Source organism: Edaphobacter aggregans DSM 19364, from assembly GCF_000745965.1.
In the GTDB taxonomy this organism is placed as follows: Bacteria; Acidobacteriota; Terriglobia; order Terriglobales; family Acidobacteriaceae; genus Edaphobacter; species Edaphobacter aggregans.
This window is the reverse complement of the sequence record NZ_JQKI01000014.1, coordinates 91,557-107,443: the sequence shown is the minus strand read 5'-3', so window position 1 is coordinate 107,443 and position 15,887 is coordinate 91,557. Positions and strand designations below refer to the sequence as shown.

Here is a 15,887-nt window from a genome sequence, read left to right as displayed (position 1 = left end):
AGACAGTGCCTGGCGTGGAGTTGATTCTACCCGCCTACGAGGGCAGGCAGGCCAGAGACCGGAATCATGAGCGTCTGACTATGCTTCTTCGATGCGGATGCGGTTCTTCCAGTGCGTGTAGACGAACCATATGATTCCGGCGACGAGGACGAGTTCGACGGCGAGATGGAAGCGGTGGAAGATCTCCTTGAAGCGCGGGTCGGTCTCCCAGTGGTCGCCGAGCTTCATGCCGACGTAGGCGAGGACGTAGCACCAGGGCCAGGAGCCGATAAAGGTGTAGGCGTGGAAGCGGAGCCGCGGCATCTTTGCGATGCCGGCGGGAAGAGCGATGAAGGTGCGGACGACGGGAAGCAGACGGCCGATGAGGACGGTGATTCCGCCGAAGCGCTGGAAGAAGTGCTCGACGCGATCGAGGTCGTGGCGGTTGAGAAGGATGTATTTGCCGAAGCGCTCGACGGCGGGGCGGCCACCCCAGGCTCCGAGCCAGTAGGCGGGGATGGAGCCGAGGTTGCAGCCGATCGCTCCAGCGGTGGCGACCCAGAGGAGCTTGAGCTGGCCGGTGTGCACGAGGTAGCCGGCGAAGGGCATGATGATCTCCGACGGCAGCGGGATGCAGGCTGACTCGATGCCCATGAGGAGGGCGATGCCGATGTAGCCTCCGGCGGAGATAACGGCGATGATGAAGCTGGCAAGGGCTGCGATGATCGTCTCGGACATGCAGGTTTGAGTATAGCCGCCGGGCGCGCCGGGGTCTGATGCGCTAGCATTAAGTTTTGAGGAGAAGACCATGTCAGAGAGCACAGTCACGCGGGCCACGGAGAAGAGTGCAGCAGCAACGGAAAGCGCCACGGCGCCAGTTTCGAGCGGACGTCCGGCTTCGAGCTACGGGGCTGGATCTCAGCCGCAGCCGCAGCCACACGATCCTTCGAAGCCTGCGGTGAAGCGGCAGATTGTGTGTTTCAGCTTCTACAAGGTGATGCCGGAGTGGCGGCGGCTGCCGGCGGAGGAGCGCGCGAAGCATAAGGAGGCGTTTGCCGAGGTGCTGGCGAAGTGGAACAAGCCGGGAGAGTTTTTGTCGCTGACGTACTCGACCATGGGGACGCGCGGCGATGTAGATATGTGCGTGTGGTCGATCGGTTATGCGGTGGAGGAGCTGAATCGGATGCGGAGCGAGTTGATGGCGACTCCGCTGGGCGGATACCTGACGACGCCGCATAACTTTCTGGCGATGACGAAGCGATCGCAGTACCAGATCGACCGGCCGGATGAGAGCGAGGGCGAGGGACGTGGAGCGATTCGTCCGGGTGGACAGAAGTACATCTTCATCTATCCGTTCTGGAAGACGCGGCCGTGGTATTTGCTGCCGATGGATGAGCGGAAGCGGCTGATGGACGAGCATATTCGCGTGGGATTGAGCTATCCGCGGGTGAAGCTGAATACGACCTACTCGTTCGGGATCGACGATCAGGAGTTTGTGGTGGCGTTCGAGACGAACTTCCCGGAGGACTTCCTGGACCTGGTGCAGCAGCTTCGCGAGACGGAGATCAGCATGTACACGCTCAAGGACACGCCGATCTTCAGCTGCGTACGCCTTAGCCCGGAAGAGATGCTGAACCGGCTGGGATAGCGCATGACGAAGACGGCGGCTGTGGGGACGAAGCGTGCGGTGAAGAAGGCTGCGAAGCGCAATCCGCTGGCACCGGAGCGCATTGCCGCGATTCTGGATGTGCTGGCGAAGACGTATCCCGGCGTGGTGTGTGCGCTGAACCATCGCAATGGGTGGGAGCTCACGGTCGCCACCATACTTTCGGCGCAATGCACAGATGTGCGGGTGAATCTAGTCACTCCGGCGCTGTTCAAGGCGTTTCCTACGCCGAAGGCGATGGCTTCTGCTTCCCTTCCCGAGCTTGAGGAGTTGATTCGGACGACGGGGTTCTTTCGCAACAAGGCGAAGTCGATCAAAGGGGCGGCGCAGGCTGTCGTCGATGAGTTTGGCGGCGAGGTCCCGCGGACGATGGAGGAGATTCTGCGGCTGCCGGGCGTGGCACGGAAGACGGGCAACGTTGTGCTGGGGTCGTGGTACGGGATTGCCGTGGGCGTGGTAGTGGACACGCACGTGATGCGGCTTTCGCAGCGGCTGGAGCTGACGAAGGAGACGGCTCCGGAGAAGATCGAGCGCGACCTGATGAAGATCATCCCGCAGGACCGGTGGATCAACTTCTCGCATGAGCTGATTCATCACGGGAGGCAGGTGTGCGTTGCGAGGAAGCCTCGGTGCGCGGACTGCACTCTGGAGAAGCTGTGCTACTCGCGAGACAAGACGTGGAGCTCGCACCCGTCGTAGAAGCCTAGCGGGTGAAGTGATCGGCGAGAGCCGCGACGAGGGCGGGGATTGTGGGCTCGGGGGCTTCGATTGTTGGCTGGTGGCCGAGTTCACGGAGCGCCTCGGAGGTGATGGGGCCGATGGAGGCGAGTGTAATTCCTTCAGACAGGGTGAGGTCTGCGGCATCGAGAAGCGCGATGAGATTTCGTGCGGTGGAGGCGCTGGTGAAGGTGATGGCGTCGGGGCCAGCGGTGGAGTTTGCGAAGAGGGTTTGAAGCGCGGAGATGGAGCCTGAGGGGATTCGGTTGCTGTAGGCAGGGGCGATGGTGAGGTCGGTTCCGGCCTGGGTGAGGGTGGTGGGAAGGACGTCGCGAGCGTCCTCTGCTCGGATGAGAAGCATGCGGCTGCCTGGGGCGTGGGGTGCGAGGGATTCGGCGAGGGATTCGGCGAGGTAGCGCGGGGGAAGAAGCGCCACGGGCAGACCGACGGCTTCGACTGCGCGGGCTGTTGCGGGGCCGACGACTGCGATCTTCGGCGTGCGGGCGTTCGATGGGTGGAGGCTGCGGCGCTGGGCGAAGGCTTCGACGGCGTTGGCGCTGGTGAAGAGGAGCCAGTCGAAGGTGTCGAGCCGGGTGAGAGCTTCGTCGAGCGAAGCGTAAGTTTGCGGGGGGATGATCTCGATGGTTGGGATGAGGATGGTGGCGGCGCCGAGGGCCTCGAGTTGGGCGGCGAGATCGGAGGCTTGCTTGCGGGTTCGCGTGATGAGGATGCGCCGGTTTTGGAGAGGAAGCATCTTTGAAGATTTTAGCTGGGCGGGATTTTAGCTGGTTACAGACTCGGAAGCCCCGGCGAGTGCCGGGGCCTTCGAGCTATTCCGTGGTTCTGCGGACCGTGCTCTTGCGGGATTTCTTGATGGGCGGCGCCGCACTGGGGGGATGAACCTTGCCGTTTCCGTTGGTGTGCTTCTGGCCCGGCGTCTCGACGACGGCACGCATCCAGTAGTTGCCCTGCTCGTCGACCTCGATGCCGTGGACCTCGCGCTCGAAGCCTGGGAAGCGCTTGCCGAACTCCTCGGTGGCGAGGATGAGGCGGATGACGGGGCTTTCCGGGCCGCCGAGCCGCTCGCCGGGCATGCACATGGGGATGCCGGGAGGATACGGCACGAGCATGACGGCTCCGATGCGACCGTGCATCTGGGTGAAGCGGATTTTTTCGGTCTCGTTGCGCAGGAGCTTCTGATAAGTCTGCGATGGCGTGAGGACGGGGTCGAAGTCTTCGTCGCAGGCATCGCCGACCAGCGTGGGCAGGTTGAGCTCGATCATTGCGGCGTGCATCTGGTCGGAGAGCTCTTTGAGCGTGACGTTGCGGTAGCGCTGAGGGTACTTGGCCAACAGTTCAGGGAGTGCCTCTTCGAGCGGAGCGTCGTTGTCGTAGAGGCGCTTGAACTCGAAGAGATTTTCGAGCAGCGATCCCCACTTGCCCTTGGAGGTTCCGACGGAGAAGAGGACGAGGACGGTGTAGTCGCCGGTGCGGGCGATCTCGACGCGGCGGGAGTCGAGGAACTCGGTGAGGATGGCGGCGGGGATGCCCCAGTCGCTGACCCTTCCCTGCGCGTTGACGCCTGGCATGAGGATGGTGACCTTGGTGGGGTCGAGCATGCAGTAGCCGTCGGCGATGTCTTCGTCGTTGAAGCCGTGCCAATCCTCGCCGAGCTTGAGGGTCCAGCAGGCGGGGTTGGAGCCGAGAAGACCGTCGGGAGTCTCCTCAAAGACATGCGTCTCACCGGTATGCGGATCGGTGACCTGCTCCGGCTGAAAGAGACGGAAGAACCAGCCTTCGCCGTTTTCGGCACGGCGGAGACGATGCGCGACCGACGACATTGCCTTGCGGAAGCTGATGGCGTCGTGAATGGTCTCGTACATCAGCGTGGGGCCGGCGGGCTCGTCCATCATGGCGGCGGCGACGTCGAGCGAGGCGATCAGCGGATAGAACGGCGAAGTGGTGCCGTGCATCATGAACGACTCATTGAACTGGTCGAACTCGAGCGGAGCGCGCGGGCTGAGCTTGATGTGGACCATGGAGCCCATGGAGAAGGCTGCGAGCATCTTATGCGTGGACTGCACGGAGAAGATGGTGGGGCGCTCGGGCAGGTCGTCGGGCACGTCCATGGCGAAGCGTCCGCGATAGATCTTGTGGAATTTGGCGTAGGCGTACCAAGCCTCGTCGAAGTGCACGCGGGGGACGGACTTCGAGAGCTCTTCAACGACGCGGTTGACGTCGTAGCAGAGTCCGTCGTAGGTGGAGTTGGTGACGACGGCGTAGGTGGGATTCTGGTTGGCAACGCCCTTCGTGAGGGGGCTCTTGTCGATGAGGCCGCGGATGAACTCGGGGCAGAAGCGCTTGAGGGGGACGAGGCCGATCATGCCGTAACCGTTGCGCGTGGGCTTCATGTAGACGGGGCGCGCGCCGGTGACGGTGAGCGAGTGACAGATGGACTTGTGACAGTTCGCGTCGGCGAGGACGATGTCGTCCTGCGCGATGACGCCGTGGCCGATGATCTGGTTGGAGGTTGAGGAGCCGCCGAGGACGAAGAACGTCCAGTCGGCGCCGAAGATGCGCGCGGCGTTGCGTTCGGACTCGCCCGGAGGTCCGAGGTGATCGAGCCATGAGCCGAGCTGCGCGGTGGAGATGCCGAGGTCGGAGCGGAGGAGATTTTCGCCGAAGAAGCGCTGGAACTCCATGCCGACGGGATGCTTGAGATAGGCAACGCCGCCCATGTGGCCGGGCGCGTCCCAGGAGTAGGCACCCTGGTCGGTGTACTTCTTCAATTCGCGGAAGTAGGGCGGGAGGAGTTGCTCGTGGTAGCGCTCGACGGCGAAGTCGACGCGGTTGGCGATGAAGGCGGGGGTGTCGCCGAAGAGGTGGATGTACTCGTGGACCTGCTTGACGACCTCGAGCGGAAGCTCACTGACGAGCGTGCGGTCCGCGATGAGGAAGATCGGGACTTTCTTGTTGCGGTGGCGGACGGCGCGGAGGATCTTCAGCGCGGCGCGCTCGTCGAACTGGCTCTCACCTTCGAGGTCCCAGTCCAGGAGGATCGCAGAGTGCGAAGGATCGGAGGTGACGAGCGACAGGCCGTCCTCCGGAGTGGACGTCCGGATGACCTCGTAGCCCTCTTCCTTGATGGCCTCGACAAGTCGTTCCATGGCTCGGTCTGAGACCGATTCTGTTCCACCCACTTCGCTCGCAATCAGCAGTACCCAACGACCTTCGTTCATTCCACCTCACAACTTCCAGTTAAGCAGTTTATAGCGATTTTCGACGCGCGAATGTGAACGCCCGGAGTATTCGACCCAGGCGCAGAGACAGAGCGAGTTAGACGATGGAGGAGGCCAGCAGATCGAGCGCGCCTTTGGATTTGAGGTCCTCGGCCACCCAGCGGCCGAGAGTCTCGGCGTCGGTAGAGGGGGAGGCTTCGGTGTCGATCTGGACCATAGATTCTCCGTCGGGAGCGATGACCTGGGCGAACATGCGCCACTTGCCGAAATCAGGGATGCAGTGGGCGCCGATGGGGAGAGAGCAGCCTCCGCCGAGGGCATCGAGGGTAATTCGCTCGGCCTCGACGCAGAAGCGCGTCTCGGAGTCATCGAGCTCCGTGACTGCTTGACGGACGTAGAGGTCGCGCGCCTCGTCGAGGACGTGACTGCAGCTGCGCGTCTCGATCGCCAGCGCGCCCTGGCCGGGGGCGGGACAGAGTTCGTCGGGAGAGAAGCGCTGGTGGACCCACTCGGTGCGGCCGATGCGGTCGAGACCTGCGGCGGCGAGCACCAGGGCGTCGCACTCGCCGGCGGCCAGCTTCTTCAGACGAGTGTCGATGTTGCCGCGGACGTCGACGAAGTGAACGTCGGGACGAAGCGCGAGAATCTGCGCCTTGCGGCGCGGACTGGTGGTGCCGATGCGGCCTCCCATCGGCAGCGTGTGCAGGCCCCAGTAGGGCTCGCAGACCCAGGCGTCCCGGGCGTCTGCGCGTTTGGGGATTGCCGCAAGAGTGAAGCGCGGCGAGAGCTTGGTGGGCAGGTCCTTGAGCGAGTGCACGGCGAGATCGATGCGGCCTTCGGCGAGCGCCTCCTCGATTTCCTTGATGAAGATGCCCTTGCCGTCGAGGTCGGCGGGAGGCACGAATCCGGGTTGCTGCATGCGGTCGCCGGTGGTGCGGATGACCTCGATCTCGGCGGCGTGGCCGGCGCTGCGGAGGGCCTCGAGGATATGGTTGGCCTGCCACAGCGCGAGCTGCGAACCGCGGGAGCCGATGCGGATGGGGGCCTGATCTTTTTTGGATGTGGTGCTCATATCCTGTCTCTAGGATACGGGATGATCCGGTGAATTTGGGATGAGGAGAAGAGGTTTTGAGCGCCCACACAAAGAAGCCATCCCGGCCGCGATGATCCGCCGCGCCGGGATGGCTTCAGTAGACGAGGCTAGCCTTAGCGGCGACCGCCGCCACCGCCGCGGAAGCCGCCTACGGCTCCATGGTAGCCGCCGGCGTAACCTCCGGCGCGATAGCCGTATCCACCACGGTAGCCGTAACCGCCACGGTAGCCGTAGAAGCCTCGGCCGTACCCGTAGATGGGGCCTCCGCCGTAGATGTAATAGGGCGAGTAGAAGCCGTAGCCGTAGGGGCTCCAGAACAGTCCGTTGCCTGGCAGCCAGGTGTAGCCGTAGGGGCCGCCGGCCCAGTACCAGCCGGGGTAGAAGCCGGACGCCCCAGCATACGTAGAGGCGAGGTTCAGGTTGGCCGTACCGAGGTACTGTGAGCGGAGGCTGCTCCACTTGTAGAGATCGTCCTCGGCCTTGTCTTTATCGAAGTGCTGCGGTGTGCCGCCATCACCCGTGAGGACGAGCTGATGGCCGCCCTTGACGGCGATGGGCTTCACCGCCGCCTGGAGGTCTTTGCCAGGAAAGACATCGGCCTCGCCGTCGAAGACGCGGACGGTCGAATTGCCCACGTCGAAGGTATAGAGGCCATGCTTGAGCAGCTGAGTCTGACCGCTCGGCAGATCGATCAGGATGGTGTTCTGCTTGTATATCTGGTCAACTTCGACGTTGGCGATGCCATGATCGAGCCGGACCTCGGTGTGGGTCAGGTTGGAAGAGATCATCTGGGCGGCGCTATTATCTCCGAGCCGGAGAAAGACGCCGGGAGTGAGGAGGATCTCCGTCTTTCCGTTGGTGGTGACGAGAATCTGTCCTGTTTGCAGTGTGGTGTTATTGGCAGAGCCGGGATCAAGCTGTCGCCCTTCGATGGACGCCTGACCTTCGACGTAATTGAGAGTCCCTGGACGGGCCGAGACCGTAGTCGTCTGTGCAAAGACTGCTGCGGAAAGAGTCGCCAGGGAAAGCAGAACAAGCGTTTTTACTTTCGACCTTGGCATTGTGGTACCTCTCTTGTTGTTTAGATGCACTAAAGATAGAAATGTCACACCCGTAACTGTTGCAGTGAATAGAGATGCGGGCGACTCGCGACACAACTATTTTGACGCTTCCGTGTTGCGTGCCTCACTCGGACGGTGTGAACTGCCGCACGCAAAGACGCACGGCTGACTCCCTCGGCTGTGCTCCGGAAGAGGTGCGATCTCAAGAAGCTACTTGTTGGATGAAGTCTCGGGCTTACTGCGCGACTGATTGGTGTAGAGGGACTCGAGCTCGGCAAGCGTCTGCGCGTCGCCTTCGCGTGCGGCCTCGCGGAGTGCGGTCATGGGAGCGTGAAGGAACTTGTTGATGAGCGAGCGAGTGAGCGCGTCGACGGCGGCCTGCTGCTCGGAGGTGAGGCCGGAGAGCCGTGCGGCGCTGCGGCGCAGCTCGGCCTGGCGAAGAGCCTCGGCGTGCTCCTGAAGACTGCGGATGGCGGGCGCGGCGTCGAGCGACTGAACACGCTGCTGGTACTTGTCGACCTCGCGGGTGACGATGTTCTCCGCGGCCTGCGCTTCCCTGCTGCGGTCGGCGAGGTTGGCGGCGGCGACCTGCTGCAGGTCGTCGATGTCGTAGACGAAGCAGCCCTCGACCTCGTTCATGCGCGGGTCAACGTCGCGGGGCACGGCGATGTCGATGAAGAACATGGGCCGGTTGCGGCGGCTGTGCAGGAAGTGCTGGCCGTGGGAGGGACCGAAGATCTTCTGCGGCGCTCCGGTGGAGGTGATGACGATGTCGGCGCGAGCTGCCTGATCGTAGAGCGCGTCGAAGGGGATGACGGTGCCGCTGAACTGAGCAGCGATCTTTTCAGCGCGCTCAAGGGTACGGTTGGCGACGAGGATGTTCGACGCTCCCTGCTGGATGAGGTGGCGGGCGGCGAGCTCGGACATCTTGCCGGCGCCGACGAGCAGAACGCTCTTGCCCTGGAGCGAGCCAAAGATTTTGCGGGCGAGGTCGACGGCGACGGAGGCGATGGAGACAGAGCTTGAGCCGATCTGGGTCTCGGAGCGGACCTTCTTGGCGACGGTGAAGGCGCGCTGAATGAGCGAGTCGAGCGAGCCGGAGACGGCGCCGACTTCACGCGCGACGGTGTAGGACTCTTTGACCTGGCCGAGAATCTGCGGCTCCCCGACGACCATCGAATCCAAGGAGCTCGCGACACGGAAGAGATGACGGACGGCCTCGCGCTCGCGGTACTCGTAGAGATGCGGCGTGACTGTGGCGGGCGCAACGGCGAAGTACTCCTCGAGAAAGCGGAGGAGGTCGGGCCCCGCAGAAGAGTTGTCTTCCTGCAGCGTGAGGAGCTCGACGCGATTGCAGGTGGAGAGGATGAGGCCCTCGCGAATGCCGGGCTGATGGACGAGGGTGCGGGTGGCGTCGGCGAGCCGGCCTGCGGGGATCGCGAGGCGCTCGCGGACCTCGATTGGGGCCGTGGTGTGGTTGATGCCGATGAGGACGAGATGGTGATTGCGGCTCATGGCGTTGTAAACCTGTGGACTGCGGAGAACTGATTGGCCGACCAGACGGCAAGCACAACCAGGAGCACGAAGGCGGAGAGATAGATTGCGCGGCGACCGCGGAGGCCGGAGTGGCGGCGGATGTAGATCATGCCGACGTAGGCGATCCACATCCCGAATGAGAGCAGAACCTTGGAATCGAGAAAGTAGCTGGGGCCAAAGAGCTGCTGGGCAATCCACGAACCGATGAGCAGACCGGCGGTCATGCAAGGCAGGCCGAAGAGCAGCGATCTGAGCGCGATCTGGTCAGTGGTCTCAAGCGGCGGAAGCCACGCGGTGGCGGGGGTCGTGTGCTTGGACTTGAGGCGGCGCTCCTGGATGAGGTAGAGCACCGAGGCCAGAAGCGAGAGCAGCAGCGCAGCGTACGCTGCAAGAAGAAGCGCGATGTGCAGAAAGATCCAGCCGGTGTGGAGTTGCGAGAAGGGCGTGGTCTCCTGGCCGGGAAGCACCGCCGGCACGAGGCTCAGCAGGAAGCAGATGGGCAGCACGAAGACGCCGAGCGAGACGGTCCGGTAGCGCCAGTAGACGATGAGAAAGGCACCGCCGAGCAGCAGTCCAAGCAGTGACAGCGTCTCGTACATATCCACGGGCAGGCGGTGGTGCGCGGCGTTGAGCATCTCAGCCAGCGAGACGAAGTGAAAGAGCAACGCAGCCACCATGGCCGGGATGGCGATGTGACGCCAGCGGGGACGCTCGTAGAGCGCAGCGGGCAGCACCGCGAGAGCGGCGATGCCGTAGAGAAGAACTGCGACTCTGAGCCAGAGGAGCGACATGAGAGTAGATTTCAGCGGTGCAGATGTGCTGAATCTTCAGTATATCGGGTGTGGACAAACGGATGGGGCGGGTTACGGTATTCTGCGGTTCTGCGATGACACAGGAGACAATGACGGGCCTGAGCGGCGAGATGGCCAGCCTTTCGCCGGCGATGCGACAGTATCGTGCGGCAAAGGATGCACACCCGGATACGCTGCTGTTCTTCCGAATGGGCGACTTCTACGAGCTGTTCTTCGAGGACGCCGTAGTGGCCGCGCGTGAGTTGCAGCTAACCCTGACGGCTCGCGATAAGGCGAAGAGCGTACCGATGTGCGGCGTGCCCTACCACGCCGCCGAGAGCTATCTGCAGCGACTGCTGCGCAAGGGCTATCGGGTCGCCATCTGCGAGCAGATGGAGGACCCGAAGCTCGCCAAGGGCGTCGTGAAGCGCGAGGTGACGCGTGTACTGACGCCGGGAACGGCGATCGACCCATCGCTGGGAGCGGAGCAGAGCAACTATCTGGTAAGCGTGGCGATGAGCGGATTGGGCGCTGCCACGGTCTGTGGGCTGGGACTGCTCGATCTCTCGACCGGAGAGTTTCGCGCAACGGAGTTCAGCGGCACAACGGCGTGGTCGCTGATGGCTGATGAGTTGGGCCGCTTGCGGCCGGTGGAGTTGCTGTACGGTGCCGGTCTGCTGGGCGGGGCGAACCTTGCGGGCGAATCGGTCGAGGAGGACGGCGCTGGCTTCGATGGCATTCGCACGAAGACCGCGGTGGAGGAGTGGGTCTTCAGCGCTGAGTATGCTCTTCCCCTGCTACGCAATCACCTGAAGCTTCACTCGCTCGATGGCGTGGGGCTGGGAGGTCATGAGACGGCGGCGATTGCTGCCGGCGCTCTGCTGCACTACATGAAGGCGACCAAGCAGGGCGGTCTGGAGCATGTGGACGGGCTGCGATTCTACGAGCGCTCGTCTTCGCTGGAGCTGGATGCGGTCAGCGTGCGCAATCTGGAATTGGTGGACCCGCTGTTCTCGGGGGAGACAGCGCAGACGACGCTGTTTTACACGCTCGATGCATGCTGCACGCCGATGGGAAAGCGCCTGCTGCGCGCGACGCTGCTACGGCCCTCGAGCGACCTTGCCGAGATCGAAGCGCGACTGGAGGCCGTGGCTGAGGCTGTGGGCGATCTGCGCCGACGCGAGGCCGTCCGGCAGGCAATGCATGGCGTGCTCGATCTTGAGCGCCTGTTGGGGCGCGTGGCGCTGGATTCAGCCGGGCCGCGCGAGGTGATCGCGCTGGGCGCGACGATTGCGTGCCTGCCGGGAGTTCTTGGCGCCGTGCGGGAACTCTCTGCTTCGAGGTGGCAATCGCTGGCGTCGGGCTTCGATGCTCTTGAAGACCTGCACGAGAGGATTGCGAAGACGATCGTGGAGGAGCCACCGGTCTCACTCGCCGATGGCGGGGTGATTCGCGCAGGGGTGAATGAGGAGCTGGACGAACTGCGCGAGCTGAGCCGAAGTGGCAGGCAAGCGCTGGCAGCAATCGAAGAGCGAGAGCGGGAGCGCACGGGGATCGGATCGCTGAAGGTGCGGTTCAACAACGTCTTCGGCTACTACATCGAGGTCACCAAGGCCAATGCGAAGGCTGCGCCTGCCGACTACGAGCGCAAGCAGACGCTGGTGAATGCTGAACGTTTCACAACGCCGGAGCTGAAGGAGTACGAGACGAAGATTCTGACCGCGCAGGAGCGGTCAGGCGAGATCGAGCGGCGCATCTTCGCGGAGCTGCGACGCGAACTGCTGGATGCCGCAAGACGCACGCGCGAGACGGCGCGTCGCGTGGCGGAGATCGATCTGCTGGCCTGCTTTGCGCACGTGGCGTCGCTGCGCGGATGGGTTCGCCCGCAGGTGGATGCGAGCGGACTGCTGGAGTTTATCGGTGCGCGCCACCCGGTGGTGGAGCGGCGGCTGGAGGAGTCGGGCGCGGGAAGGTTCGTGCCGAACTCGGTTCATCTCGATGCCGATGCAGGACCATCCGTGCTTTTGATTACAGGGCCGAACATGGGAGGCAAGAGCACTTACCTACGGCAAGCTGCACTGCTGGTCATCATGGCGCAGTGCGGCTGCTTTGTGCCTGCGGAGCAGATGAGGCTGGGACTGGTGGACCGAATCTACACACGCATCGGCGCAAGCGACAACGTTGCGCGCGGCAGGTCGACCTTCATGGTGGAGATGACCGAGACCGCGGCCATCCTGAATACGGCAACGAATCGTTCGCTGGTGCTGCTGGATGAGATGGGGCGCGGAACCGCGACCTATGACGGGCTGTCGCTGGCGTGGGCGACGGTGGAGCATCTGCACAACCGGATCGGCGCGCGGACGCTGTTTGCGACACACTATCACGAGTTGACGCTGCTCTCCGAACGGCTGGAGCGGTTGAGGAATCTGCGCGTCACCGTGAAGGAGACTGCGGCGGGAATTGTGTTTCTGCACGCGGTTGAAGCGGGGCCTGCGAGCAAGAGTTACGGCATTGAAGTCGCGCGACTGGCCGGGCTTCCGGCCGGAGTGATTGCGCGAGCCCGCGAGGTGCTGAAGCTGCACGAGCGCGCGGAGAGTCAGCAGGTTCGCGAGGCTGCGACGGATTATGCTCCGGCGATGCAGATGACGATGTTCACACCGCTGTCGCAGCGAATCGTGGACCGCATTGCGGAGGTGGACGTGGATGGCCTCACGCCGCGCGAGGCGTTGCATCTGCTGGCGGAGTTGCAGCAGGAGCTAAAGGGATGACGAAGCCGAAGAGCATGATCGTAGCTGGAGTGATGAGCGGGACTTCGGCCGATGGAGTGGACGTTGCGTTGTGCAAAATTCGTCCTTCTCCTGCTGAGAATGGACCACCTCGTGTGAGTCTGATCGGCGCCGCGGGATTTCACTATCCGAAGGCTCTGCGAAACGCTGTGCTTGCCGCGATGGATGCGAAGGCGATGGCGGTGGCCGATATGTCGCGGCTTCACTGGCGGCTCGGCGAGGTCTATGCGGACGCGGTTGCGGGCGCGGCGGAGCAGTTCGGGGTGAAGGTGGACCTGGTGGGGTGCCACGGACAGACGGTGTATCACCAGGGCTCGGCGTCGAAGTATCTCGGTGGCGATGTGCGGTGCACGTGGCAGCTCGGAGAGGCCTCGGTGATCGCGGAACGGTTGCGGATTCCTGTGGTGAGCGACTTTCGTCCTGCCGACCTGGCCGCAGGTGGACAGGGCGCTCCGCTGGTTCCGATGCTGGACTATTGCATGTTTCGCTCTGACAAGGTGAGCCGCGTGCTGCAGAACCTGGGTGGTATCGCAAACATGACTGCGATTCCTGCTGGCGGTGCCGTAGGCGATGTGCTGGCCTTTGATTCAGGGCCGGCAAATATGGTGATCGACGCGTGCATGGCGCGGCTGTTCGGCAAGGGTTTCGATCACGGCGGCGTTGTGGCTCGGCGTGGCGTGGCGATTCGCCGCGTGGTGGATCGGCTGCTGCGCGAGCGGTACTTCCTTGCCGCTCCGCCGAAGAGCTGCGGGCGTGAGGAGTTCGGTGACGCGTTCGTCGATCGGTTTCTTGCGACGTGCCGTAAGGCGGGCGCCACCGAGGCGGATGTTGTCGCTACAGCCACGGCGCTGACTGCGGCCTCCATTCTGGAGGCCTATCGCATGTTCGTGCGGAGGCATCTGGAGCGGAAAGCATCGGCGCAGGACGTGGAGTACGTCGTCGCGGGTGGAGGCGCGCAGAACGCGACGCTGATGACGATGCTGCGAGCGGGACTGGAACCCATGGGTGTGAGAGTTCGTGCGATGGATGAGCTTGGCATTCCGGCGCAGGCGAAGGAGGCTGTGGCGTTCGCACTGCTGGCGTGGCTGACGTGGTCCGGATTGCGGGGCAATATTCCGAGTGCTACCGGTGCACGTCGTCCGGTTGTGCTGGGGAAGGTCACCCGCGGATGAGCCATCGCTGGAGACTGCATTCGATGTTTCTGTTGCTTCTCTGCGTGTGCGCGCTTGCTGGATGCCGCGGCCGCGTGAGGGATCCGCGCATGGTGGTGATGATCATCGAGAGCAGCCCGAACAACCTCGATCTGCGCCAGGGGACGGATGCGCAGTCGGAGCGCGTGGGCGGCGTCATCTTTGATGCTCTGGTGAAGAAGGATGAGCACTACAACCTGAAGCCGTGGCTGGCGACGAGTTGGGAGCAGCCTGATCCGCTAACGCTGGTGATCCATCTGCGCGATGGAGTGCGGTTTCATGATGGGCGGCCGCTCGAAGCTGAAGATGCGGCGTGGACGATTCGCAGCATGATCGACGGGACGCTGATCACGGCGAAGGGTGGGGCGTTTGCTGCGGTCGAGCGCGTGGAGGTTCGGGATCGGCTTACGCTGATGGTTCGATTGAAGCGTCCGGATGCAGGCTTACTGTTCAACATGAGTGACGGGCTGTTCGGCGTGGTCCCGCGCGGCGCGGGCCGGGACTTCGGGCTGCATCCGGTGGGGACGGGACCGTTCCGGTTTGTGAGTGCGGTGCAGGACAAGGAGGTGGTGGTTGCTAGGAACCCGGACTACTGGGCCGGGGCACCGAAGATCGACGGGGTCCGGTTTGCGGTGGTTCCGGATGCGATTACGAGTGCGCTGGAGCTACGGAAGGGCTCCGCGGATCTCGCGAGCAACGTGCTGACGTTCGATATGCTGCACACGCTTGAGGAGGCTCCGAACGTGGCCGTGGAGTCTGGACCGAGTTCGGTCGCGATCTATACGAACTTCAACGTGAACGATCCGCTGCTGCGCGACCGGCGCGTGCGGCAGGCGATCGCGTGTGCGATGGACCGGCAGGCGATCGTGGATGCGATCTGGCGCGGACAGGCACGGCTGGCGAGTACGCTGCTGCCTGCGGGCCACTGGGCCGCGGCGAGTGACGCGGAGATGGTGCAGTATCCGCACGATGTGGCGCGGGCCGAGCGGCTGCTCGAGGAGGCGGGCTTTCACCGGGGCGCGGACGGCGTTCGGCTGCGGATTACGCTGAAGACGTCGACGGACGAGACAACTCGGCTGATGGCTGCGGTGCTGCAGCAGCAGCTTCGAGCGGCAGGCATCCGGCTGGAGATCCGGTCCGCGGAGTTCGGGACGTTTTACTCGGATGTGACGCGCGGTGCGTTCCAGATGTATGCGTTGCGCTGGATCGGGTCGAACGAGGACCCGGACATCTTCCGCTATGCGTATGCGACGAACTCGTTTCCTCCGAAGGGAGCGAATCGCGGACGGTACTCGAATGCTCACGTGGATGCGCTGCTGGCCTCAGCGGGCGGCGAGACGGACCAGGCGAACCGGCGCGCGGAGTATGTCGAGGTGCAGAAGATTCTTGCGGAGGACCTGCCGGGAATTCCGCTGTGGTATCCGAACAACGAGGTGGTGCATTCGCGGCGGATTGAGGGGGTCCGGCCGACGGGTTCGGGGACATTTGATTATCTGCGGGAGATTACCGTGCGGTAGCTATTGGTAGCGGTGCTTGCAGCGGTGGTAGAGAAGCAGGTTCTCCGCTCCGCGCTCCGGTCAAAATAACACCCCTTGTGAGCGCCGAGTGCCTTGGCGCCACTGGAAAATGCGGGGGTTCTTCCCCATTCGAGTTCGCTCAGGGTCAGAATGACGGCAAAAGTTATGGTGTGAGCGTTTGTGGTTGCCTCCCAGGGATTCGAACCCCGATTGATCGGTTCAGAGCCGACTGTCCTACCATTGAACGAGGAGGCAACAGGTTGGTGTGGGAGCCGCAGATTTGCTTGCCCTTCAGGCTGCAGATTTCTGCTG

12 protein-coding genes and 1 tRNA gene are annotated in these 15,887 nt (G+C 63.4%); 5 read left to right on the top strand and 8 right to left on the bottom strand.

Going from position 1 to position 15,887, the window contains the following annotated elements; translation table 11 throughout:
• Positions 1-78 precede the first annotated feature (78 nt).
• The gene (locus Q363_RS06980; RefSeq protein WP_035348933.1) at positions 79-717 is read right to left on the bottom strand and encodes a DedA family protein; all 639 of its coding nucleotides are present in this window, start codon (positions 715-717) and stop codon (positions 79-81) included.
• Between the two features lie 70 nt (positions 718-787).
• Here Q363_RS06980 and Q363_RS06975 point away from each other — a divergent pair, with 70 nt between their 5' ends.
• Positions 788-1,627: a chlorite dismutase family protein gene (locus Q363_RS06975; protein ID WP_035348932.1), complete on the top strand. Its 840-nt coding sequence runs from the start codon at positions 788-790 to the stop codon at positions 1,625-1,627.
• A 3-nt stretch (positions 1,628-1,630) separates the two neighbouring features.
• Positions 1,631-2,344, top strand: a complete 714-nt coding sequence (gene nth, locus Q363_RS06970; RefSeq protein ID WP_051978480.1) for an endonuclease III — start codon at positions 1,631-1,633, stop codon at positions 2,342-2,344.
• 4 nt (positions 2,345-2,348) lie between these two features.
• Here the strand turns inward: nth and Q363_RS06965 are convergent, their stop codons facing one another.
• The 6 genes from Q363_RS06965 to Q363_RS06940 all read right to left on the bottom strand — a co-directional run bounded on the left by Q363_RS06965 (position 2,349) and on the right by Q363_RS06940 (position 10,082).
• Positions 2,349-3,116: a uroporphyrinogen-III synthase gene (locus tag Q363_RS06965; protein ID WP_035348931.1), complete on the bottom strand. Its 768-nt coding sequence runs from the start codon at positions 3,114-3,116 to the stop codon at positions 2,349-2,351.
• A gap of 76 nt (positions 3,117-3,192) precedes the next feature.
• Positions 3,193-5,601, bottom strand: coding sequence for an Orn/Lys/Arg family decarboxylase (locus tag Q363_RS06960; RefSeq protein ID WP_051978479.1), 2,409 nt, complete (start codon positions 5,599-5,601; stop codon positions 3,193-3,195).
• Between the two features lie 97 nt (positions 5,602-5,698).
• Positions 5,699-6,673, bottom strand: coding sequence for a hydroxymethylbilane synthase (gene hemC / locus Q363_RS06955; RefSeq protein WP_035348929.1), 975 nt, complete (start codon positions 6,671-6,673; stop codon positions 5,699-5,701).
• 134 nt (positions 6,674-6,807) lie between these two features.
• Complete coding sequence (locus tag Q363_RS40225) at positions 6,808-7,755, bottom strand: FecR domain-containing protein (RefSeq protein ID WP_035348928.1); 948 nt, start codon at positions 7,753-7,755, stop codon at positions 6,808-6,810.
• Positions 7,756-7,965: 210 nt separating this feature from the next.
• The gene (gene hemA / locus Q363_RS06945) at positions 7,966-9,270 is read right to left on the bottom strand and encodes a glutamyl-tRNA reductase (protein ID WP_035348926.1); all 1,305 of its coding nucleotides are present in this window, start codon (positions 9,268-9,270) and stop codon (positions 7,966-7,968) included.
• Positions 9,267-10,082, bottom strand: coding sequence for a cytochrome C assembly family protein (locus tag Q363_RS06940; protein WP_035348925.1), 816 nt, complete (start codon positions 10,080-10,082; stop codon positions 9,267-9,269). The genes hemA and Q363_RS06940 overlap by 4 nt, the downstream gene beginning before the upstream one ends.
• Positions 10,083-10,192: 110 nt before the next feature.
• Here Q363_RS06940 and mutS point away from each other — a divergent pair, with 110 nt between their 5' ends.
• Genes mutS through Q363_RS06925 form a run of 3 tightly spaced genes read left to right on the top strand, consistent with a single transcriptional unit; the run spans position 10,193 to position 15,575 of the window.
• Entirely contained in the window at positions 10,193-12,850 is a 2,658-nt protein-coding gene (mutS, locus tag Q363_RS06935; protein ID WP_035348923.1) for a DNA mismatch repair protein MutS, read from the top strand.
• Positions 12,847-14,040 carry an anhydro-N-acetylmuramic acid kinase gene (locus tag Q363_RS06930; protein ID WP_035348922.1) on the top strand — a complete coding sequence of 398 codons (1,194 nt, stop codon included), beginning with the start codon at positions 12,847-12,849 and terminating at the stop codon, positions 14,038-14,040. The genes mutS and Q363_RS06930 overlap by 4 nt, the downstream gene beginning before the upstream one ends.
• Before the next feature lie 23 nt (positions 14,041-14,063).
• A complete protein-coding gene (locus tag Q363_RS06925) occupies positions 14,064-15,575 on the top strand; it encodes an ABC transporter substrate-binding protein (protein WP_245632071.1) in 1,512 nt (503 codons plus the stop codon).
• A 181-nt stretch (positions 15,576-15,756) separates the two neighbouring features.
• Here Q363_RS06925 and Q363_RS06920 read toward each other — a convergent pair.
• A tRNA-Gln gene (locus Q363_RS06920) sits at positions 15,757-15,830 on the bottom strand.
• Positions 15,831-15,887 lie beyond the last annotated feature (57 nt).